This window comes from Prolixibacteraceae bacterium (genome assembly GCA_019856515.1).
In the GTDB taxonomy this organism is placed as follows: Bacteria; Bacteroidota; Bacteroidia; order Bacteroidales; family Prolixibacteraceae; genus Halosquirtibacter; species Halosquirtibacter xylanolyticus.
In genome coordinates this window covers 219,315-243,123 of record CP082230.1, presented here as the reverse complement: position 1 = coordinate 243,123, position 23,809 = coordinate 219,315, and the positions used below count along the sequence as shown (strand labels likewise).

The 23,809-nt window shown below is 35.4% G+C and carries 13 protein-coding genes; 5 read left to right on the top strand and 8 right to left on the bottom strand.

What is annotated here, in order from left to right; genetic code table 11:
- The first annotated feature begins 30 nt into the window (after positions 1-30).
- Complete coding sequence (locus tag K5X82_00775; GenBank protein ID QZT37442.1) at positions 31-2,958, top strand: hypothetical protein; 2,928 nt, start codon at positions 31-33, stop codon at positions 2,956-2,958.
- A 66-nt stretch (positions 2,959-3,024) separates the two neighbouring features.
- Positions 3,025-4,038: a ferrochelatase gene (hemH, locus tag K5X82_00770; GenBank protein ID QZT37441.1), complete on the top strand. Its 1,014-nt coding sequence runs from the start codon at positions 3,025-3,027 to the stop codon at positions 4,036-4,038.
- Positions 4,039-4,519: 481 nt separating this feature from the next.
- Here the strand turns inward: hemH and K5X82_00765 are convergent, their stop codons facing one another.
- Entirely contained in the window at positions 4,520-5,335 is an 816-nt protein-coding gene (locus K5X82_00765) for an AraC family transcriptional regulator (protein QZT37440.1), read from the bottom strand.
- Between the two features lie 385 nt (positions 5,336-5,720).
- Here K5X82_00765 and K5X82_00760 point away from each other — a divergent pair, with 385 nt between their 5' ends.
- Complete coding sequence (locus K5X82_00760) at positions 5,721-7,757, top strand: leucine-rich repeat domain-containing protein (GenBank protein QZT37439.1); 2,037 nt, start codon at positions 5,721-5,723, stop codon at positions 7,755-7,757.
- Positions 7,758-7,825: 68 nt separating this feature from the next.
- On the opposite strand, the gene K5X82_00755 is transcribed toward K5X82_00760, so the two are convergent.
- From K5X82_00755 to K5X82_00740, 4 genes are all read right to left on the bottom strand, one after another.
- Positions 7,826-9,439, bottom strand: a complete 1,614-nt coding sequence (locus tag K5X82_00755; protein QZT37438.1) for a fumarate hydratase — start codon at positions 9,437-9,439, stop codon at positions 7,826-7,828.
- Between the two features lie 376 nt (positions 9,440-9,815).
- Positions 9,816-14,831: an HYR domain-containing protein gene (locus K5X82_00750; GenBank protein QZT37437.1), complete on the bottom strand. Its 5,016-nt coding sequence runs from the start codon at positions 14,829-14,831 to the stop codon at positions 9,816-9,818.
- Positions 14,832-15,146: 315 nt separating this feature from the next.
- On the bottom strand, positions 15,147-15,608 hold the full coding sequence (locus K5X82_00745; GenBank protein QZT37436.1) for a DUF4293 domain-containing protein: 462 nt from the start codon (positions 15,606-15,608) through the stop codon (positions 15,147-15,149).
- 102 nt (positions 15,609-15,710) lie between these two features.
- Entirely contained in the window at positions 15,711-16,523 is an 813-nt protein-coding gene (locus K5X82_00740; protein QZT37435.1) for a prohibitin family protein, read from the bottom strand.
- A gap of 188 nt (positions 16,524-16,711) precedes the next feature.
- On the opposite strand from K5X82_00740, the gene K5X82_00735 reads away from it, so the two are divergent.
- Both K5X82_00735 and K5X82_00730 read left to right on the top strand, forming a co-directional pair.
- Complete coding sequence (locus tag K5X82_00735) at positions 16,712-17,587, top strand: nucleoside phosphorylase (GenBank protein ID QZT37434.1); 876 nt, start codon at positions 16,712-16,714, stop codon at positions 17,585-17,587.
- Positions 17,588-17,834: 247 nt separating this feature from the next.
- Positions 17,835-20,819, top strand: coding sequence for a pyruvate, phosphate dikinase (locus K5X82_00730; GenBank protein QZT37433.1), 2,985 nt, complete (start codon positions 17,835-17,837; stop codon positions 20,817-20,819).
- A gap of 459 nt (positions 20,820-21,278) precedes the next feature.
- On the opposite strand, the gene yfcE is transcribed toward K5X82_00730, so the two are convergent.
- The 3 genes from yfcE to K5X82_00715 form a co-directional block, all read right to left on the bottom strand.
- Positions 21,279-21,833: a phosphodiesterase gene (yfcE, locus tag K5X82_00725; protein QZT37432.1), complete on the bottom strand. Its 555-nt coding sequence runs from the start codon at positions 21,831-21,833 to the stop codon at positions 21,279-21,281.
- 12 nt (positions 21,834-21,845) lie between these two features.
- The gene (locus K5X82_00720) at positions 21,846-22,550 is read right to left on the bottom strand and encodes an SAM-dependent methyltransferase (GenBank protein ID QZT37431.1); all 705 of its coding nucleotides are present in this window, start codon (positions 22,548-22,550) and stop codon (positions 21,846-21,848) included.
- Positions 22,551-22,617: 67 nt separating this feature from the next.
- Positions 22,618-23,790 carry an MFS transporter gene (locus K5X82_00715; protein ID QZT37430.1) on the bottom strand — a complete coding sequence of 391 codons (1,173 nt, stop codon included), beginning with the start codon at positions 23,788-23,790 and terminating at the stop codon, positions 22,618-22,620.
- Between the last annotated feature and the right edge of the window lie 19 nt (positions 23,791-23,809).

The following is a 23,809-nucleotide window of genomic DNA, read 5'->3' as shown; positions in this document are numbered from 1 at the left end:
CTTTATAGAAATTGTCTTATAGTTATACCCATGAAAAATGTAGTTCTACCACTTGTGATTATTATTCTTTCATTATCTCGCCTATTTGGACAGGGTACTGGAAGTTATGGTGGGTACCCACTACATCAAGACTGGAAGTATATCGAAACTGATATTGCCAGAATTGTCTATCCCAAAGGGTTAAAACAGACAGCTGAAAGGGTCATAAATATGGTTACCTATATTTCTTATGAAAAGAATTTATCTATCGGAACCAAGAAGAAGAAAGTAGCTATTCTAATTAATAACACCAATGGTATATCGAATGGTTATGTATCGGTATTTCCTTTTCAAAGTGAATTTTATACACTCTCTCCCCAAGACCTGTATCAACTAGGATCAACCAATTGGATGGATCAATTGACTATACACGAATATAGACATGTTCAACAGTATGTCAATATGAAAAAGGATGTTGTCGCATTTTTATCATACTTTACAGGAGATTATGCATGGGCTGGTATTTCGAATCTAATATTTCCAAAGTGGTTTTTTGAAGGAGATGCGGTAGTTGCAGAAACTGCATTATCAAAAGGAGGAAGAGGTCGTCTGCCAGCTTTCTTTAAAGAGCAAAGGGCACTTATTTATGATTCGATACAGTATCGGTATCGAAAGATGGAGAATGGATCATTAAAAGATATTGTTCCCAACCATTATAATTTGGGCTACAATATGGTTAGAGAAGGTAGAGAAATCGCAGGTCCCAATGTATGGAATGATGTTGTAAATAGCTCAACCAAGTTTAAATTAAAGAATCTATTCTATCCATTTTCTGTATCCACAAGACAGTATGTAGGGATGAGCAGTAAGAAGTTGTATCAGAGGATGCAGAAGAACCAAGAGATCAGATGGAGAGAAGAGTGGCGTAAGATGAGTCTAGATAGCAGTTATCAGATCCCCCTTCGCACTTCCGCTCATAGAGTTTATTTCTATCAATATCCAACGTTGGCAGAGAATAAAGAGATTTATGCTGTGAAATCGAGTTATAATCGAACATCAAAGATTGTACAGATCACAGAAAGAGAGGGATGTAAGGAGAAGACCATTACCAATATTGGTATTACTCAAGACCGATCTATCACTTATAATAATTTTAATTTGGCATGGACAGAGTCTGTGGTCAATCCTTTTTATAAAGAGAAGGTTAGGAATAAAATTATGATTTATGACCTAGGCAAAAAGAAGAAATTTCAGTTGGGTAAAGTCGGATACTATTATGCACCAGAAGTTAGTCACGATGGTAAAAGAGTGGTAGTGGTGGAGAAGAGTGATGATTTGACATATAAGATGTTAATCTGGGATATTGAAAAAGAAAAGATTATAAATACCTTACCCAATAAGGACAACTTCTTCCTCTCACAACCCCAGTGGAGTATGGACGATGGAGAGATACTTTTTATAGCTCAAAAAGAGGATAAAGTGGCTATTATGAAACAGTCGTTATATAATGAAATGCCAACGTCGATGATTACGTCATGGAGTCACCACACCATAAGCGGATTAGACGTAGATGAGAAATATATCTACTTCGGTGCTTCTTTTAGCGGTATTGACCAGATTTATAGTGTTTCTATAACTGGAGAGAAGCGAATACGTCAACATACCAATGATAAGATTGGTGCATACTATCCGACTGTAGATCCAATTTTAGATACTCTGATCTACTCTAATTTCACGTCTAAGGGCTATCGTTTAAGAAAAGTTTCAAAAAGGGACTTTGTAAAAGAAGTACCTCAAATCCCATATAATGCGAATACCGTCGGTGGAGAATTGGTTTTAAATGATGAGGAAGAACCCATAGAAGAGATAAAATTTGACACTTTACATCAAGAGAATAGTTTTCATAAGCCATTATATCATTTCCGACCTTATGCATGGACCATCTATTTCGATCAAAACTACTTTGGTGGACAGGTTCTTTTTTCAGATCTTTTTAAAGAGCTATATGCCAATATTGGGTTTAAATACAATTCGATGGATGAGATCCTCCATTTTAATGGGGAACTAATCTATGCTAGATACCCAGTCCATCTATCCATCAAAGCCGTGATGAAAGAGAATCATGTTCCTAGAGATGATATAAACAGCTATGAAGATTATCGTTGGAGCCTTGGGGCTAACCTTCCGCTACTATGGTATTACGACAATTTTTCCATAGGGATAAACTTATCTGGCAGTTACACATATCATCGGGTTTATTTAACAGGACAAAAGAAGAAGTCGAAACCTGAATCATACCTTATATCAGGAGATCTAAGTGTTATGCATCAAAAAGCAAGAAAGAATATATATCCTAAATTTGGACAATATGTACATTTACAATATCAAAAGGTTAGATCAAGTCCTGAAATCGTATCGAGCTTAGAAGGGGCTACTTATATTCCTGGTCTGGCAGTAAACCATGGAATAAAGATTGATTACGGTTATCAGTCAGAAACACCAAGTTATATTTTAGATGATACATTTGATTATTCAAGAGGTTATAGCAATCGGTTACCTTTTATTGATAAGACAAAGAAGATAGGGATCAATTATGCATTTCCACTATGTTATCCTGATTTCAGTATTGCAGGAATAACTTATCTCAAAAGGTTGAGAGCAACTCTTTTTTATGACTACCAATCAAGTCAATTAAATAATTATCAAGAGTATGTTGATGTCTATAAGTTGATAAACCCGAGCGCTTCTGATGAGCAGATATACAATAGCATCTACCATGGAAAGGATGTACAGGAGGGGCTTACTGAGAACTGCAATAGATATTTTCAACGAAGCTATGGGGTAGAGCTTTATTTAGACTTAAATATTTTTAACAGCGCACTGATAACTGTGGGGGCTAGAGCAAGTTACTTACTAGATCCATCGCAATACATTAATTCCAATATGGCATACAATTTTATTTTGGCAAAAAACTTTTAGAAGAGTATTCTGTCTTTATTTAAGAACTACTATATTTACAATAAGTTTCAAATCAGAAGGCATATCATGAGTAGAAAGAGTGTTGGTGTATTGCTTATTAATCTAGGGACACCGGAATCAACAAGTGTCAAAGACATTAGAAAATATCTAAAAGAATTTTTAATGGACCCACGAGTCATTGATATATCTACATGGAAACGCTGGTTGCTTGTCAATGGTATCATTGCTCCTTTTAGGGCTCCTAAAGTTCAAAAAGAGTATCTCAAACTTGCATTACCTGAGGGGTTGCCACTGCGTATCATCAGTGAAGACCTTGAACGACAATTACAGGAGAACACGGACTTCGAAGTAGTGTTGGCCATGAGGTATGGTGCTCCTAGCATAGCGTCACAGCTAGATATTTTACGTGATAAGATGGTAGATCAGATCATTATACTTCCACTATTTCCACAATATGCATCTGCAACTAACGGCACTGCTATAGAGGAGGTATTTCGCTGTATTAAAGGATGGAATGTTATTCCAAATATGAGAGTGATATCCTATTTTCATGATCATCCATTGTATATTAAAGCGATGACTAACAAAATAAAAAGAGATTTAGATCATCATCAACCGGATCACCTTTTGTTTAGTTTTCATGGAATTCCTGTAAGCCAACTTAAATCACTTGGAAACCATTGTAAATGTATCCAATCCACAACACATTGTGATGTATGTTCAGTTTATTGTTACCGTTCAGCATGCTTTCAAACGGCATCTCTTATTGCAAAAGAGTTAGGCATTTCGGAGAAAGATTATAGTGTGGCTTTCCAAAGTCGATTAGGAAAAACACCATGGATTGAACCATATACAGACCAGACTATCAAACAGCTAGCGAAACAGTATAAAAAACTTCATGTGGTAGCTCCATCGTTTGTTACTGATTGTCTTGAAACCACTATTGAAATTGGAGAACAGTATAGGGAGTTGTACTACTCTTTCGATGGGGAGCAGTTTACTTGGACCGAAAGCCTTAATCAAGACAAAGAGTGGATTGAAGCTTTATCTCAGATTATACAGGAAAAGGTCGTTTCATAACATATTCAGAAAATGGAATGCATGCTTTCAAATAAATATTATCTGCATAAACCATATTCTATCGCCCATTCAGTTCATATTTGACCTTATTATGAAGGGGATATATGTTAAAAAAGGAAGATATATAGATATCTTCCTTCGACCTTGCACTAAATAAAGTGCAATTAACAACCTTTAATTCACATTTATTATTTATATACTTCTAGCACACAATAAATTATGTGCTAATCTGAAATATCACAATTAAATAAAATTCTATCTCTCTTTTTCATATCCGAACACTACTACTCCTCGGGATAAAAGAGGAGTAGTAGATAAAAACATGAACGGATGTTTATTAGATAAACTACCTAATTAACAACTCAAAAAGATGTAACAAATATTATTCTTCAAGAACAATATTTGCAGTACTAAACACAGTTCAAATATATCGGTTTGAATTCAATTATGAGTTAGCAATTTGTACACATATTTTGTGAAATTATAAAGAGTTGAATAGATCGGAAGGTTTCAGACCCGTCATTTTCACGACAAATCGTGAATAGGAGCTTTGGCTATCAAAATGGAGATAATGGCTAATTTCTTTATGAGAAAACTTCTCTATAATCATTAGACGCTTTATCTCAACAATCAAATATTCATGTACAATCTCCAATGGTGTTTTGTCAATATCTCCTTTAATTTGTTTACTCAGAGTCGTTGTAGAAACAAATAAACGATCTGCATAGTTTCGTATATTGCGATCTTCCTTAAAGTGTTTCTGTACCTCATCAATAAATCGTAAAGTTAATGTAGAGACCTCTTTTTCATTACCTCCTTGTAATCGTTCGTGTAGGTCACATAAAAAGAAAGATAAAAATAGTTTTATCTTTTCATTAAATACTCCATTGCTGTCTTTTAATAGCTGATCTAGGATTCCCATATACTCTAGTAGCCGCCTTGTTGTATCATGTTCTAATTTTAAAGAATTTTGGTTTCTTAGTGTAAAAAGAATTGCAGAGGAAAGGTATGGCAAACATGACTCAATGATCTTTTGGGAAAATTGAATAATACATCCATCTTCACTCATTTTACGTTGGATTAAATGAGCTTGGTTTGGAGCAACCATATAGAGCATATCATTCTCTATGGAGAATTGCTCAAAATCAATGACCTGATTTCCTCCTGCACCATTTTCAAAGAGCAGTATCTCATAATATGTATGACGATGAATCTTTGAAAAGTCATAGTGATTTTTGTAAGAGATAGGACGAATGAATATATCTCTATCTTTTGATTCGAGGTTATGTGTCTCCATTGGGATGATTTTTAGTTGTCGCTAATTACAAAGAAAGAACAATCCTCTATTGCAACAAAAAATGATACTAAATAGTTTTTATTAAGATGAAAGTTAATTCCACTTAAATTAAACCTATCTTAAATAGACCAATTTAAGATAGAGATCTATTATCATTCATTTTGAAATAAAAATGATCATACATTAAATGACATTTTCCTATTCAAAATTTAATTAATATCATTTCAAGCACATAAAACAACACCTATCACACTCACTATCAATACACATAAAAAGGTAACACACCATTGTCACATCGTCTCGTTTATCATACATAACGTTTGTGTTATTGTTCAGTAATATTTTTCTATATTTTAACATCTGAAAACAACAACATTAATAGTCTATGAAAAAAATAATTATTTTAATTTATCTAATCACATGGTTATCTCCTGTGATGGGCATGCGGAATCTCCCAGCATCACAAACAGATTGGGAATTTACTGAAATCACCATTAATGGAGACAAAGGTATAAGCCTCAACAAGTATATCGGCAATGATGTTTCTATTGAGATTCCTTATAGTATTAATTCACAAAAAGTTTTGGCAATATGTTATGAAAACAATAGACATCGAGGACTCTTTGACCAAAGTATTATCAACCCTAATTTTACGATTGAAGAAGTTAATCTATTAAATACAGATGTAAAAGTTATTGGTGCATACACATTTGCTTATTGTAAAAGTAGGAACTTTAGAGTACACTTTAATCACTCGGTAGAGGAAATTGGAAAATTCTGCTTTAAGGAGTGTACTGGCATGTTTAATTTTCAATTCCCAAATCAACTAAATAAGTTAGGCCCCTATTGTTTTGCTGGTTGTGAAGATTTATCATGGACTTCTGTACTTCCTAAAGGAGTAACAGTAATCGAATCAGGTACATTTTCAGGATGTAAAGATTTATATGCAACCCTTAAAGGAGACCTTCTTCACGATGAAGTTGAACGTATTGAGGCATATGCATTCTATAAATGCATTAGCATCCGAGGTAAATTATACCTTGGCAATGTTAACTTTATCGGAGAAGCCGCATTTTCTGGGTGTACAACTTTGATGGGAGATCTAATCATTCCCAATAGTGTTGTGGAGATGGAACCTTATGCATTTAGCGACTGTACAGGATTTAATGGAATAATTAAATTATCAGACAATCTGAAAACAATTCCACATTCTGCATTTACACGAGATGAAAATATTACTGGAGATTTAACCATTCCTGAAGGAATTAAAATAGTTGGCGCTGCATCCTTTTTAGACTGTAAAGGGTTAAATGGGCAATTAACTTTACCTTCGACATTAGAAGAGGTTAAATATTCCGCATTTTTAAACTGTCATAAGTTACAAGGCTCGATTAATCTATCAGATAAATTATATGCTATTGGGTTCTCTTCTTTTGAAAACTGCACTAGCTTAAAAGGAGACCTAAACTTTCCATCAACACTAAATACAATTGGCTCTAAAGCATTTAAGAACTGTACTGGGTTGAGTGGTGGTCTTAAGTTCCCAGAGTCAATATCAGAGCTTAAAGGAGGCACTTTTAGAGGATGTAAAAATTTAGATGGGGAGTTAGAACTCCACGAGAAGATTCGCTCCATAGGAGAATACTGTTTTGACGGTTGTAAAAACTTAAAGGGAAGACCAAAAACAAAAGATGCAATTCATACTATTGGAGCAGGAGCTTTTAGAGGTTGTAAAAGCTTTGAAAGAGGCAGTCCCCTCTCCTCTAATATTTACAAAATCAACGACTATACATTTACAAATAGCAACTACTTTAAACGAGATCTTTTCATTCCATCTAAAATTGAATATATTGGGTATAGTGCCTACCAAAATACAGATGGAGATAGTAAGGGTATCAAGACATTAGATTTACCAAAGAATCTAAAGACCATAGGAGAACAAGCATTTCTAGGTAGTACGAAAACACTAAAACAGATAACGATTCATGCAGTAGATCCTCCTGCCATCAAGATGTGGCCAGCAGGCACTTATTCTATTAGTCGATCGCACGCAGACGAAATAATTGTTTTCAACAAGGCTGCTTATAAAACAACAAGGCTGATAGTACCTAAAGGATCGCTTGCAAAGTATCAGAATGCGAAACTATGGAAACGTTTTATTAATATAGAAGAGAATAAAACGACAGGAATTAGGGATATAGACCAAACAGATATCTATAAGTATTGTAGCAATAGAAAAACGTTAGAGTTAAGCTCCTATAATGAAATTCACAAGATTGTATGTTACAATATAATGGGAAATATCATCTTGAATATTCATCCTAATACAAGCATAATTCCGCTTCCAATTAGATCAAATGAGATTTATCTACTTCAAATTATATTAAAAGATGGCACTGTTTTAAAGGACAAATTGATGTAAGATAATACTTACATCAAAAAAAGAGGATCAAATGGATCCTCTTTTTTTATATGAATCAAATATATGACCTATCGATCTTTATACTCTTGAAAGAAATCATTCCCTTTATCATCTACAATAATAAATGCAGGGAAGTTCTCAATACGGATCTTACGAACAGCTTCCATCCCTAACTCAGGGAAATCAATTACCTCTACCGATTTGATGCTTGTTTTAGCAAGAATTGCAGCAGGACCACCAATAGACCCTAAGTAGAAACCACCATGCTTTGCACAAGAATCAGTTACTTGTTGTGAACGGTTTCCTTTTGCAACCATTACCATCGCACCTTTATTGCTCTGGAACAGATCTGTATAAGGATCCATACGTCCAGCTGTAGTTGGTCCAAAACTTCCAGAAGCCATTCCTTCTGGTGTCTTAGCTGGTCCAGCATAATAAACAGGATGATTCTTCATATACTCAGGCATCTCCCCTCCATTATCCAAAATCTCTTTGATTTTAGCATGAGCAATATCACGAGCAACCACCAGTGTACCACTTAGATTCAATCGTGTTTTTACAGGATATTTAGAAAGCTCTGCACATACTTCCTCCATTGGGCGATCAAGGTCAATATCGATTGCCTTTACCAATTCTGGAGCATGCTCAGGAATAAATTGAGAAGGGTTCTTTTCTAATTGCTCTAAAAAGATCCCATCTTCAGTTATTTTCCCTTTTACATTACGATCAGCACTACAACTAACACCAATACCTACGGGACAAGAAGCAGCATGACGAGGCAGACGAATTACGCGTACATCATGAGTAAAGTATTTGCCTCCGAACTGGGCACCAACACCATACTCTTCGCACATCTTCTGCACTTTTGCTTCCCATTCAAGGTCACGAAATGCACGACCACTCTCATTACCTTCAGTTGGCAAATTATCTAAGTAACCAGCAGAAGCTTTTTTCACTGTAGCGAGGTTACCTTCAGCAGATGTTCCACCAATAACAAGAGCCAAGTGATAAGGAGGACAAGCAGATGTTCCTAAATCTTTTATCTTAGCCTTAACAAACTTAGTTAGTGCTTCCTCGTTTAGAAGAGCTTTTGTCTCTTGGTATAAATATGTTTTGTTTCCTGACCCACCACCTTTGGTTAAAAACAAGAACTCATACTTATTTCCTTGATTTGAATAGATATCAATCTGAGCAGGGAGGTTAATACCAGAGTTTTTTTCATCAAACATGGTAAATGGCACCACTTGAGAATATCTTAAATTACGATCCTGATATGTGGTGTAGATTCCTCGAGAAAGTGCTTCTCCATCATCTATACCAGTATAAACATCCTCTCCTTTTTTTGCAACAACAATTGCAGTACCTGTATCTTGACATGTTGGAAGTTGCCCTTCGGCTGCAACCACTGAATTTAACAACATTGTGTGAGCAACAAAACGATCATTATCTGTTGCCTCTGGATCTTGAAGAATCTTTGCGACAGATTGCAAGTGAGCCTTTCTCAAATAGAAAGATACATCAGCCATTGCCTCTTGTGCAAGAAGTTCTAATCCTTTAGGATCTACCTTCAAAATTTTTCTACCATCAAACTCCACCAATTCCACATAGTCCTTGGTTAATAAGCGATACTCTGTAGTATCTTTACCAAGTTGAAAAGGCTTTTCGTAAATAAATTCAGCCATGACTTATTTTTTCTTTTAGATTACTATTAACTACATAAATAAGAAGAACTATCGAATATTAGTCCGTCTTCTTCAGATATGCTAACAAAGATAAGGCTTCATTTATATTAGACCTCGAAGAATGAATGGTTTTTCCCTTTACATGATCGTAAAAGCATCAATTTAAAAATGGTCTAAAAACGAAAAGAACCAATGAGAGATCAACTCGTGTTTTACATTTAATTATTAATTCACACAATATCAAACGATACTGCATGTGTTCATTGCATCTAATTCATCACCGACAATCTTATTCAAAACCAAACTTACTCAATAACAAGAGGAGCATCTCTCATTAAGACACCCCTCTTGTTTGCTTTCATGTCTACACAAAAGACTAATTTGCTTGTATTTTCAAACTTGCAGGTCTTCCTTTCACATTCCATGATATCTCGTTGGAATAAGAGACTGTCCCAGTATCATCTGTGACTCTTACTGCAACGTCATGAAGCCCTTTAGGTAGTCCGACAAAATCAGCTTGGTAATTTGTACTATTGACTTTCTTAAATACGACAGTGTTGTTCACTACACCATCCAATAATAATTCTATTGTACAATCTCCAATCGATCCTACAATAGTCAACTCTAATGAGGTCGATTCATCTTCACACAGAACGATTGTTGGATCGGTAAGAGACAATATAGGATCTAACTCATGAATAATGATGTCGAATGAAACTTCTGCACTCGAATTACCACCAGCATCGACTCCCTTATATCTGATAGAATGTGTTCCTATTGAAAAGCTACTACCACTTGGTTTTCCTTCAAGACGTGTCGGTATAATACCTGTCGTACAATTATCCTCAAATATAGGTTCAGTATAACTAACCACTTTTGAAGTCACTCCCTTAGGAACACTATAGACTTGACTAGAAGGAGCATCTCCTTTTAAAATTGGATCAATAGGATCAACAACAGTAAAAGTTGTTGAACAACGACTGGTAGCTCCCTTAGGATCACTAACAACTAAATCCACTGGAATATCCGTTCCTACATAACCACAATCCAATGTGACACTTGTTGCACTACCCCAAAGTACAGACTCCATACTATAGGTTAAGGCTTCGCCATCAGAATCCGAAGATCCATTATCTAACATAGTAGCATTGAACTCTACGTCTCCTGTACTTGTTAAATGAAAATCTGCAGGTTTTTGACATTTAGCTATCGGAACTTGGTTCAATTTGCTTATCGTGACTTCAACAGTTCCAGTTAAAGACCTTTTACTTGGTTGCCCATCAATACCTAAATCATTTACTCTATAAGTGATAACACATACTTCATCTACTCCTTTTTTAGGCGTAATCTTAAGCATGTTATCTTCATATACAACAGTCGCTTGTCCGGTTATACTTTCTATAGCGAAAGAACTCACATCAATAGTATTCTTTCCATCAATATCATTATCGTTTACCAAAGGATCAATTTCTACAGGAGTTTTATCATTAGTACTCACACGATCATTTGTTAATATTGGAGCCTCATCATTATAATAAGCTACTTCTATTTGGCATTTGCCTACTGAGGTTTGTGTCGCTTGTTTTTGATCAACAATTCGGTATGTAAAATAATCTTTAGGTACAGAAGGAACCAAATCATCGCTAGAGAAAAACTGAGGATCTGGATTATACGTAAAACTACCATCTTCATTTAATACAAGTGTACCATGTTTTACATCTTCTATTAACTGTACTTTCACCCCATCTCCAAGTCCAACATCATTCGATAAGACATTTTCTGTTAGTGTCGCATAACTTGGGTGTGTTCGCTCCTTTGAAGTATATAAATCATCATTAGCCACAGGAATATCATCCACTTCTAGAACACGTACAAGCACTTTTGCAGGAGGTGTTACATCTCCATCCGCATCTTCAATAGTGTAGCTTAAAGAATCAATTCCAGAAAACTCTCTTGGAGGTGTGTAAGAAAACTGTCCTGTCGTTTTATCAAATGAGATTTGAGATACAGGAAAACTCGACTTTACAATCGTAAACCCTTTTGAAGGTAAATCCCCCATAAAATCATTATCACCTAAAGAACGCACCAAGCCTTCTCCTTCGTTTATAGTATAAGAATCATCTCTAGCAATTGGAGTTGAATCATTATCGTTAATCATAACAGAAAGCCTATCCACAGGCATCTCAACTAACGTATTAGAGGTAGTAAAACGTATTTCAAAATCTTCATCCCCTTCCTCTTCGGTATCTTCAATCGTTGTAATATCAAAACCTAGTGCAGCGGCACCGGCAGGAATAGTTATCTGACGTGTAAGTATTTGATAATCTTGTCCAGCTTTTGCACTTCCATCAATATAGTTTATATCCAAAACCAGATCACTTCCAAGTGGAGTCGTCAATGTCACATTAACACGTGCCACTTGTCCCTCTTCAATAGACCCAACAGCAAAAGAGAGCTGTGGTTTTGCATTGATATCTAAAATCGATAAATCGACAAATCGAGTGACATCCACTATCTTACTGGTTCTAAATTGCATCATAAATTTCTCCTGGACTTCAGCCAATCCATCAACTAATGTTGATACAGTGATAGCCCCATCTGTAGTACCTGGTAGTAATTGGACATCTGTCAACGGAACTTCTGTATAATCTAAATTCGCAGTAGCATAACCAGAACCAGCCTTGGTAGTCGTCTTGTACCCAACAGTAAATGTAGAATCCAAAGGAGTTGTTAAATGATATTCCACTCTAATATCATCTCCTTCACGTGCAGTTAACACACTTGATCCTTTAATTGCTAAAGATGGCTTTGTTTCATCATCAACAATAAAAACCTCTTTCTTTGGGTCGATAGACAACTCAGCTTCAGAAACATTATTCAACATTAATTTAAATGATTCTTTGCTCTCAATATCATATAAATTATCATCTATAACCATAAGATGGATCTCTTTTTCCAACTCACCTGGAGCAAAAGTAATAGTCCCTGGGGTTGCATTATAATCTTCACCATTTTTGGCTGTAATATCAATAAATTCATAATCTACGGAAACAAAATACCCTGTTTTTTCAGAAAGTTTCAACGACAATGTAATATCTTTTCCTTCTGTTCCAGCCTCATCAATTCCATCCTTCCAATTATCCTGCTGTAAATCGACACTAAGCTTTGGCAAATCATTATCATTTTCTTTAATCGTAGCTACACATGTTCCAATATTAATTTTCGACATGGTACTTCGAGTAATACGAACCGTAAAATGCTCTTCAGGTTCTCTTATGCTGTCATCCATTAAATCAAAGGATACGGTTGACAATAAAGTATTTGCTGGAATGGTAATTCCCGTTAAACTTCCAATAACCTTGTAATCTGTACCATGGGTTGCAATACCATTACCACTTTCCGAAACAATTTCTAAATCATATGTAACAGGAAAAGGAACTGATTCTGACAAAACAATATTAACATCTAATTGCTCTCCTTCTGTAGCACTTGCTAATCCATCAATATTGATACAAGGGAAAAGATATATAGGATCAGAAGGATAAGTCTTTGACACCCTCCCATTACAATTTAATCCAGCTTCAACAGAGTAATAACCACTACCATTTGTCGTATAGGAAGAACTTGTTGCTCCATCAATTTTTTCTCCATTCTTATACCAATTATAGGTCCATCCTGGCTGGTTATTCTGAACAACAATTCGTGTATTCTCGCCACAGTTTTCCACTGCTCCATCCACAGACAATTCTGGAACAGTAATAGGACGTGTTCCAAACCCAGAAAAGTATCCTGCGGCTCCAACATTCCCACTCTCCCCATACAGTGCTACATTGATGGGGTCTTTTTGAGTATTTTCAACTACATAATGTCCATTACGAGGAACTTGATAAGAAAATGAATACCATCCAGAACCTCCAGGCACTGCTGTATAACTAGAATTGGAAAGAGCTGTACCATTAATCGTAATATTTCTACTTGATGTAGAGCCTTTAATCACAGTATTAAGAGACCGATTATTTCCATTATAACTACGACCACTACCATCAGCTTCAAAGGCTCTTGCAAAAGGAATCGTCACTTTATAATCCGAAGTACATTTTAAAGGAGGAATAAAGCTCATTCCTGTCGTCTGATCTTTATCTCTTACTCCAGTAATCGTTTGATAAACATAAATTGGTTTAGTCGACTCTAAATAAACTGAAGGTAACATCTCATAAGGATCAATATCCCCTGTTCTATAATTATACCATATACGATATCCATCAATTGTTCTTCGTCCTCTAACGCTAGATTCGAAATATTTATCAAATAACTCCTGATCAATAAAGGCAGCATCCCCTTTTTTTGCTAATGTTATCGTTCTTGAATTACCTCCGTTACCATGATAAGTTACGACAGTATTGTTTTTAGTAGCAATAATCACTGCAGCCTCTCCATGTTTGGTTTCATCAAAAGAGGAGTTTGGACTCTTGTTCCCTTGCCCTTTCACAAGAATATACTGATCACCAACAACATTTACAGGAACAATTTGGTCAAAACCAATATCTCTTGCTTGCAAACCCGATGGGCTCGCCGACCAAGAACCTGAATTTACGACGATAGGCTTTGTTGCTGTTATTTCTGTTCCATTTGGACTCTCAAAGGCCACTCCATTTGACGGAAGTCTGCTGCTCGCATTACGAAACTGATCATTATCATAACCTAAAGTAATCGTTTCGCCCTTATTCAACCTGCGAGAATATTTATTCTGTGATGCTCTTTCTAACGTCCAACCTGATTGATCATTCTGATTGCGAGAAAACCAATTAAAATTTTTGTTCTTAATCGACACCACTGTATTATTAGATGTCGCCATGATGGATATAAATTGTGAATTATTTCCATTATATGGAGAAAAGCAACTTTTCATAAATCCCGCAAAAAAATGAGTTCCAGCCCCCACTAAACCTTTTGAAGTCAAACTAGCACCTTGTGCTCGTGTAATGATTCTTACATTAACAAAAAATTCATGATCTCCTTCTAAGACAATTCCCTTATCCGAAAGCACCTTACCTCTGTCCGATGCTTTTATAAATAAAGGTTGCTTATAGGTTACAGAATTCTGTAGAAAATTTTCAATGAGAGTCGGCAATTGGTAATTTACTGAATTGCGAACAGATAACCCATTAATTGTCGTAATTAAAGTCCCATCTCCTCTTTTTATTGTCACATCAAAAGGAGTAGTCTCGTTAGTTGACAAGTATAGCGTAAAATACCCTCTAGCATCATGCATACTAGAAGTAATATTACCATAAAATGGAGGCAAATAGTGTTTCTTCGACAACTGACCTTTACTGATCACTGTAACTAAAGATAACCAAAGAATTAAGACAAATTTGGAAAAGTTATTCATATGCACGTCGTTACTGTATATAAATCATAATTTTATCAAAAATAAACATTATACGTAGACACACAATAGATTACCACTAGAATAACAAACAACAATAAAAGATCAATAATACATACACACAAGACTCAAAAACAACAACATAACAAATAAAACATCCACAAACAGAGAAACAAAATAACTATTAAGGAGCAAATGGCTATTTCACCTCTTACACTTTTAATATTTAAAGGTCTTTATTTCCATATTACTCAATAAAAAAAACCTCAATAAACTAGTTATTAAGGTTTCCTTACAGAAAAACATCTGCATTTAAATCTATCTAATACGATCAGTTGCTCTTACCAAAGCTTCATCTTTTCCGATAGAACGAATTGCCAAATAATCAAAAATCAATGCAATAACAGGAAAAACTAACACATAGTTTAACTTTACATCTCCGTGAATAAGCGAAGCTGTAGTTGAAGCATAAAAATAAGCAACACCAACAACACCTAACTTTAAAATCAAGTTTACCACAGTGATTCGCATTTGCATAATACGATTACGATACATAAAGATCGTGATCAATGATAATATTATAATTAAACCCACAAATATTACTAGTGGTATTAAAGACACATTATCAGCATCGGTTAGTGGCAACGCAGGTGTAAACTTAGTCAATCCCATTGCAAAAGTTTCGCTCTTTGTTTTAATCCACACCAATGTCGGCACGAATAAACTCGTCATCATGATAGCTGACAGTAAAAGAAATAAACTTTGTATTCTTTGAATCATAATTAAACTACTTTTTGATTAAGAGTCACTATTCGATCGACTCTATAACACATTTTTCTTATACAAAGAACGGATAAATAATTATTTATCCGAAAAGTTTAATTAATTATTTCCTAGAATTAGAGGCAATCCATCTTTACTAGAACCAACAACAATTACTTTACTATTATTACTCTTCGATAATTCTAAGGTTGCTTCAATTCCACGCTGCTTCAACACATTATCTGAAAGTGAAGCACTAATAATTTTATTATAATCAGCAATACCATTAGCTTCGATTCTCTTTCTCTCCGCTTCACTCTTCTCTCTTTCTAACTTAAATCGATATGCCAAGGCTTCTTGTTCCTGCTTCAATTTGTTCTCAATTGCTTGTTTAATTTGATCCGGCAAATTAATCGAACGAATTAATAAGGCACGCATTTCAATATGATTCTTCTCCAATGAGGTCATCGACTCTTCAATAATCGATTTCTCCACTTCTCTTCTCTTTGTAGAGTAAATCTCTTCAGCGGTATAACGTCCAGCAACTTGCCTTACTGTAGATCTCACTTCAGGAACAACTAATTGATCAATATAATTACGACCAAAACGTTCATGCAGAAAACCAATCTCATCGTATACTGGATTAAAACGAACTGACACATCAATATTAATTGACAATCCATTCTTATCAAGAACATCCATTCTCTCTTCACGTTTCTGCTCTTTTACATTATATATCGTTATCGTATTCCACGGAGCCTTAATATGGAATCCTGGTTGATAAATATTTTCTTTATCTAATCCGCTCGAATATGGGCGGAAAATCACACCTCTCTCACCAGGATTTAAAGTAAAAAAAAGTTGGCTACCAAAAGCGATGACTCCTAATACCGCAAATACAATTACACCAAGAGTTATTGTCTTTTTATTCATAATCAAACATTTTACATGAAAATAATACTATTCATTACTCTTTCCGAAAGATACTGCTTTTTATTCAATTATAATACATGTGAAAAAGTCATAATTTCATTTCAAATAAAATAATACTTTTACAGTCTTTCTCAAAAAAATTAGATAACATAACGCTTTTTGCTAGTAAAAATTAAATCTATATAATTATGAAAACATTTAAACCTTCAGAACTTATCATCAATCCAGATGGCACTATATTTCACTTACATTTGTTACCAGGGGACATTGCGAAGAAGATTTTATTGGTAGGCGATCCTGGGCGAGTGAGGTTAGTTGCAAGTCTCTTCGAGAATATAGAATTTGAAAAGGAAAATCGAGAGTTTGTTACTATCACTGGAACATATAAAGGTGAAAGATTTACGGTGCTTTCTACAGGTATAGGAACTGATAATATTGACATCGTTGTCAATGAATTAGATGCTTTAGCTAACATCGATTTTGAAACGAGAACTGAAAAAGTAGACAAGACTCAACTTACACTAGTTCGTATGGGAACTTCAGGAGCTCTTCAACCGAATATCCCTGTTAACAGTTTTGTTCTTTCAAAAACATCAATTGGGTTTGATGGTTTATTGAATTTCTACACCGCTGTCGAGAAGATTACAAATATTGATTTTGAAAACAAGTTCATGGAGCACACTTCATGGAATACTCGTTTAACGACACCATATGTTGTGGATGGATCAGATGAGATTTACAACAAGATGAATTCTAATCAAACAGTAGAAGGAATTACAATATCAGCTCCTGGTTTTTATGCACCTCAGGGACGTGAACTTAGAATTCCTCTTTTAGACCCTGAATTAAATGACAAAATTGGGGCATTCCGTTACGAAGGCCGCGCCATTACTAATTTCGAGATGGAATGTTCTGCAATCTATGGACTTTCAAAGCATATGGGACATAAAGCCATGACTATCTGCACCATTATTGCAAACAGAGTTCGTAAAGAAGCTAATGTAAACTATCACGGAAGAGTAAAAGAGATGATTGAATACACTCTTGAACATCTTCTGGATTAATCATTACACACAAATTTAGAATCCCGATAAAATTACATATTACTCCTGGATAGGATTCTCTTATCGGGATTCTTTCTTCATCTTTTCTAAATATTGCAAAAAAGTACAATCACCCAAGAGCCTCATATCCAATATTATTTTCATTTATATTTATATTCTTCTTATTGGGGTACTAAAATCTATTTGACTTACACTCCATAATTATGATTTAATACTTAACTTTAAGCAACGATTAAATCATTGTATTATGACGGATTTTCAAAAAATTCCACTGACATCTATCTACAAAAGACAGAAGTCTGACAGAGATATCTTTCAAGAGTTAATGCCCACAAAAGTCAAAGAAATACTAGTTGTGGCAACCGTTTATGATGCTTACTCTATTGTCAGAGAAGGACAATTTTCTGATAAAATATTTGGTGAATATCTTCAATTGAACCTATATGCATCTCCTCGTTTTAGCTCAGTAAATTCACAAGAGGATGCCCTTCAAATTATACACAAGAAACACTTTGACATGGTGATTATTATGGCTGGTGTCGATAAAAATCTTTCTATCGAGATTGCAGAGAATATTCATTTCTCTAAAAGTCGACTTCCAATCCTGATGCTTGCCAATAACAACCATGGACTTGAAGATCTTCAAAGAGAAGTCTCCAAAGTACCTGCGATAAACCGTCTATTTGTTTGGAATGGAAATTCCAATGTCTTCGTTGCGATGATTAAGTATGTCGAAGACATGAAGAATGCTGCACGTGACACAAAACTAGGTAATGTTCGCATTATTCTTTTGGTCGAAGATTCGGTTCGATACTATTCACGATATTTACCAGTCTTATATACGGCAATCATGACTCAAACACAGAATCTAGTCTCAGAAGAGTCTTCCGATGAGCTACATATGATTCTAAAAATGAGAGCACGACCAAAAGTACTTCTAGTTAGCAATTATGAAGATGCCATTAAAATCATTGACGAATATAGTGAAAACCTTCTATGTGTCATATCTGACGTACGATTCCCTCGCCATGGCATAGACGATGAGGATTCTGGAGTTAACCTTCTTATTGAGGCACGCAAAAAACTAAAATACTCAATTCCGACGCTTCTTCAATCTCACGACCCATCAAACAGAGAAAGAGCTAAAAAGATTGGAGCTAATTTTATAGATAAAAACTCAGAAAAACTGTCGCTTGAGATCATGAAATTTATCAATGATAAACTTGGTTTTGGTGACTTCATTTTCAGAGATCCAGATGGGAACAAAATTGGTATTGCTACAGATCTAGATGAATTTGAAGAACTACTACATGAGGTCCCTAGTGACTCTCTTATTCGTCATGCAAGAATCAATGCATTCTCTTCGTGGTTGATGGCTAGGGGTGAGATTAATATTGCAGAACAGCTTTTACCTTATAATATTGAAGACTTCTCTTCTCCAGAAGAGCTTAGAGAGTTCTGTATCAGAGTATTTCTTGATGCCAAACAAAAAAAACATAGAGGGCAGATTATTAACTTTACCCCCAAATTATGTACAGGAAACAGGTATATTGTAAGAATGGGGAGAGGATCACTTGGAGGTAAAGGACGAGGACTCGCTTTTATCTCGAATTTAATTGAAAATATCGATTTTAAACACTTAATAAAAGGTATTAATATACGTCAACCAGCCACAGCTGTAATTGGAGCTGTTGAATTTGATCGTTTTATTGAGATGAATAATCTATATGACGATATTTATCAAGAAAGACCTGCCGAAGAGATCCGAAAACTATTCCTTGAAGCAGAAATTGGAGTCGTCCTAAAAGATCGTCTATACAACTATCTAAAAGAGATGAAAAAGCCACTAGCCATCAGGTCATCAGGGCTTTTTGAAGATTCATTACTACAACCTTTCTCTGGGGTATATTCTACATATTTAATCCCGAATAATCATACGGATATAAACACACGATTAGAGCAACTATGCAAAGCGATAAAGCTGGTCTATGCATCCATTTTCACTGAGACTGCCGAATCCTATTTTCATGCTGTAAACTATAAGATTGAAGAGGAAAAAATGGCAGTAGTAATTCAAGAAGTCGTTGGACATGACTATAATGCTAAATTTTATCCAAATATTAGTGGCGTAGCTCAATCCTATAACTACTACCCATTCTCATACATGAAGCCAGAAGATGGATTTGCTGTGATTGCTGTTGGATTGGGAATGCATGTCGTAGGTGGCAACAAAGCATTCCGTTTCTGTCCAGCCTACCCACGTCTTATCAATGGATCATTACAAGATCAAATGAGGGATTCACAGAGATTCTTTAATGCAATTGATCTTTCAAAATCTGAGATAAATTTAGAAGAACAGGATGAAGATGCTGCAATTCTTAAACTTCGCATTGCAGATGCTGACAAAGATAACAACCTCAATGACTGTGCATCAACATATAACCATATTAATGATATTGTTGAACCTGGGACATTTATTAAAGGTCCACGAATTATTAACTTTGCAAATATTCTTCAATATGACTCTATCCCCTTAGCACAAACGATACAGTTACTATTAAACCTATTCGAGCAGGCGATGGGATCACCTGTTGAGATGGAATTTGCTGTGGATTTAGAAAAAGGTGAAGATAACAAGCCTACATTCTATATTTTGCAGATCAAACCATTAATTCAACAAGAAAAATCATACCACATTGATTTAGATCAAATTGATGAGGAAAAACTGATTATGAAAGCAAAAAAAGGAATGGGCAATGGGAAACTTGACAATATAAAAGACATAGTATATATTGATCCTGACTTATTTGACAAGCTTTCTACCAAAGAGATGGCAGAGGAAATTCGAAAGATTAACACTGAGATGGTAGATCAAAACAAAGAATATGTCTTGATTGGGCCAGGTAGATGGGGAACAAGAGACCCTCATACTGGTATCCCTGTACTTTGGGCTAATATTTCAAATGCTAAAGTTATCGTCGAAATAGGGCTTCCTGATTTCCCTCTAGACGCATCTTTAGGCTCTCATTTTTTTCATAATGTTACTTCAATGAATGTTGGCTACTTCTCAATACCTTTTCAAAGCGAAGACACGTACATCGACTTGAATAAAATAGCAGCAATAGGAGAAGTTACATCATACGGGAAGTTCACCAAGCATGCACATATTGAAAATGGGGTCACCGTACTTATGGATGGAAGTAAACAAACTAGTATAATCCAGATCAATTAAATATTCAATTCTCAATATACAAAAGATGGCCTCCTATATGACCATCTTTTGTATATTCTCACATCCACGAATAATCAATCATTAAGACAATCACTCCAAAATCAATCTCTTATATTAGCTTTGATTACACAAACACATACTGCCTAAATATTTAAGGTAGAATTGAGGTAAAGCACCTTCTTTATTTTCATTAAAATAAAAACAACCAAACCTCCCTAGATGACAACAAACAAGAAAAAAAACCATAATTTTCGTCAAATATTAATGCTACCTTCATTCTCTGAGAATGATATATAAGATTTAAATCTAGTAATATTCGGTAAATATTTAGGAAGAAACGGTGAAATGGATTTAATAATTACACCTTTTTAACGAGGAGTACTATATAGTAATTAAACAAACAATAAAGACCCGTAAGAAAATGAATACAACCATTTTCTTACGAATAAAACACACCTATTACATGAGCCTAAACTGTCCCCATTCATAAGTTTCCAATAACTCATGATCTAAGGAGCGTAATTCCACCTTGAAATCTCGAATTACCGCATAAGTACCGACTCCATATTTCCCTTTTGGGATAGAGATAGAACCAGGGTTTACCATAAAAGTTCCTTTATGGATTTTACACAATGGAACATGTGTGTGACCTGTAAAAATCCAACGATAACTAGAGGTATCTACATGATCAAGATGACCGTGCGTTGCAATACAAAGAGTATCATGCCACTCAAACTCACGATAATCATCCATCATTGGAAATGATAACAACATTTGATCTACCTCACTATCACAATTCCCACGACATGCATGTATCACCGATGCATATTTATTGAGTATTTCAGCTACCGAGGCAGGATCATAATCTGTCGGCAAAGAATTTCGTGGCCCATGATACATCAAATCTCCACACAGAACCACTTGAAAACTCTCTTTCTCATTCGAAAGGACATCATCCAAATGGTCTAATGCTGCTTTATCACCATGAATATCCGAAAAAACATACAACTTCATGATCCCTTATGATTAAAACTTATGAATAATAAATATAGCAGGGCGTTTATGTAGAGATGGTTTATTCTTCTTCCACTCTGCCACGGTAGCTGTTTTAATATACTCACTCTCAAGTGTAATATCACATGCTACACATATATGTGTGTTCGATGCACAAGTCGATAAAATATCATCAAACATCGTATCGTTACGAAACGGGGTCTCGATGAAAACCTGAGATTGTTGTTCTTGAAAAGAACGCTTCTCCAAGTGTAGTATTTTCTTCACTCTATCAGGCTTTTTCATTGGCAGATACCCATTAAACGCAAAACTCTGTCCATTCATACCTGATGCCATCATTGCCAACAAAATTGAAGAAGGACCAACCAATGGCACTACACGATATCCTTTCTTATGAGCTAACTGTACCACTGAAGCACCAGGGTCAGCAACCCCAGGACATCCAGCTTCAGAAATCACTCCAACATTCTCTCCTTTCGCAAGTGGTTGAATCATCTCTTCAATTTCACGACTCTTAGTTCTTTTGTCCAAAACATAAAAAGTAAGAGTATCAATGTCGATTGCTTTGTCTACACGCTTCAAAAAACGTCTAGTAGTACGGATATCTTCAACAATAAAAACTTTTACACTTCTGATGATCTCTTGAACTTCTAATGGAATTACTCCACCAACTGGTGTTACCCCTAAAGTATTAGGGATCATATACAATGTTGCCATACGCTTTATTCGAAGGTTTCTTTGTGATTAAATCGCGAAGATACAGGTTATTTTAATATGCCAAAAATTATATTTCGTCTCTTTTACGTCGCTGATTTTCCATCATCAACACAACAGAACCTAAAATAAAAACGATGATAGCCATCAGCACCATAGAAACATGCAATCCTAACCTATCGGTCACACCACCTAAAATAGGTCCAATAACCGCAAACAATATACGTATTAAGAAGTTACGAATCGACAATACAGTTGCTCTAATAGATGATGTAGTTCTTTGGTTTACCATATTCTTTAAAGTCGGAGTTGCAACTCCCCGTGTCAAATAAAATATAATCACAAAAGTAAACACCCAATAACCACTCACCAAACCTACAGCCAGGTAGCCACCAACAACACCAATAAGAATAATTACTGACAACCATCTAGATTGAATCCGCTTTTCAATATAAAAAGCACGAATACTCCCCCAAGCAACCAATAAATTCAACCCAGTCCACAATACACCATATTGAGAAACCGGTATGGACATTTCCTTAAACAACAGCTGAAGTAACCAAGCCATGGTTAAAGTTGCCGTTCCGATAATCGAAGAAAACAAAAGTGCATTTCTTAATGCAATATGTTCAACGAACGAAGATTTCACAACCTGTACCACTTCACCAAACGAAGCAATACGATGCTCCGAACTTGAAGACGGTTCGCGTAGCATTAACGCCGCCGGAATACCAATTAAAGAGACAAATGCCTGTCCTATCATAGGATATCGAATAGAGTATGTTGCCAATAAGCCAGCCAACACCCCAGCAACAGCTTCCAACAGATTTCCCCAAGAAGTAATTCGTCCTTCAACTAATAGATAGTCTGATGTTCGCTGTTCATCTTTTAATGTGTCATATAGAAGTGCTGAATCCGAACCAGAAATACAGCTTTGACCTATACCCAACAATATCTCTGCAATTAAAAAGAACCAAAAACCCGAAGAGGTAGCATAACATCCATACCCCATAGCACCAAATACAGTACCCAATACCAAAGCATTCTTTCGCCCCCATACATCCGAAAGGTAGCCAGAGGGTATCTCACACAATACGACCATTACCGAATAGACTGCTTTCAAAATAAAAACTTGTTGCACATCCAAATGAGCAGATTCATAAAAAAGCATGATCACTGGCATAGCCAGCATAAACCATTTTGCGGCCTTTATCAAGTAAAGTTGTACAATATTTCGACACATAAATACTCTCCTAATTAGA

Coding starts and splice junctions, on each gene's coding strand:
- K5X82_00775 (QZT37442.1), top strand. CDS start 31: ATGAAAAATGTAGTTCTACCACTTGTGATTATTATTCTTTCATTATCT.
- hemH (QZT37441.1), top strand. CDS start 3,025: ATGAGTAGAAAGAGTGTTGGTGTATTGCTTATTAATCTAGGGACACCG.
- K5X82_00765 (QZT37440.1), bottom strand. CDS start 5,335: ATGGAGACACATAACCTCGAATCAAAAGATAGAGATATATTCATTCGT.
- K5X82_00760 (QZT37439.1), top strand. CDS start 5,721: ATGAAAAAAATAATTATTTTAATTTATCTAATCACATGGTTATCTCCT.
- K5X82_00755 (QZT37438.1), bottom strand. CDS start 9,439: ATGGCTGAATTTATTTACGAAAAGCCTTTTCAACTTGGTAAAGATACT.
- K5X82_00750 (QZT37437.1), bottom strand. CDS start 14,831: ATGAATAACTTTTCCAAATTTGTCTTAATTCTTTGGTTATCTTTAGTT.
- K5X82_00745 (QZT37436.1), bottom strand. CDS start 15,608: ATGATTCAAAGAATACAAAGTTTATTTCTTTTACTGTCAGCTATCATG.
- K5X82_00740 (QZT37435.1), bottom strand. CDS start 16,523: ATGAATAAAAAGACAATAACTCTTGGTGTAATTGTATTTGCGGTATTA.
- K5X82_00735 (QZT37434.1), top strand. CDS start 16,712: ATGAAAACATTTAAACCTTCAGAACTTATCATCAATCCAGATGGCACT.
- K5X82_00730 (QZT37433.1), top strand. CDS start 17,835: ATGACGGATTTTCAAAAAATTCCACTGACATCTATCTACAAAAGACAG.
- yfcE (QZT37432.1), bottom strand. CDS start 21,833: ATGAAGTTGTATGTTTTTTCGGATATTCATGGTGATAAAGCAGCATTA.
- K5X82_00720 (QZT37431.1), bottom strand. CDS start 22,550: ATGGCAACATTGTATATGATCCCTAATACTTTAGGGGTAACACCAGTT.
- K5X82_00715 (QZT37430.1), bottom strand. CDS start 23,790: ATGTGTCGAAATATTGTACAACTTTACTTGATAAAGGCCGCAAAATGG.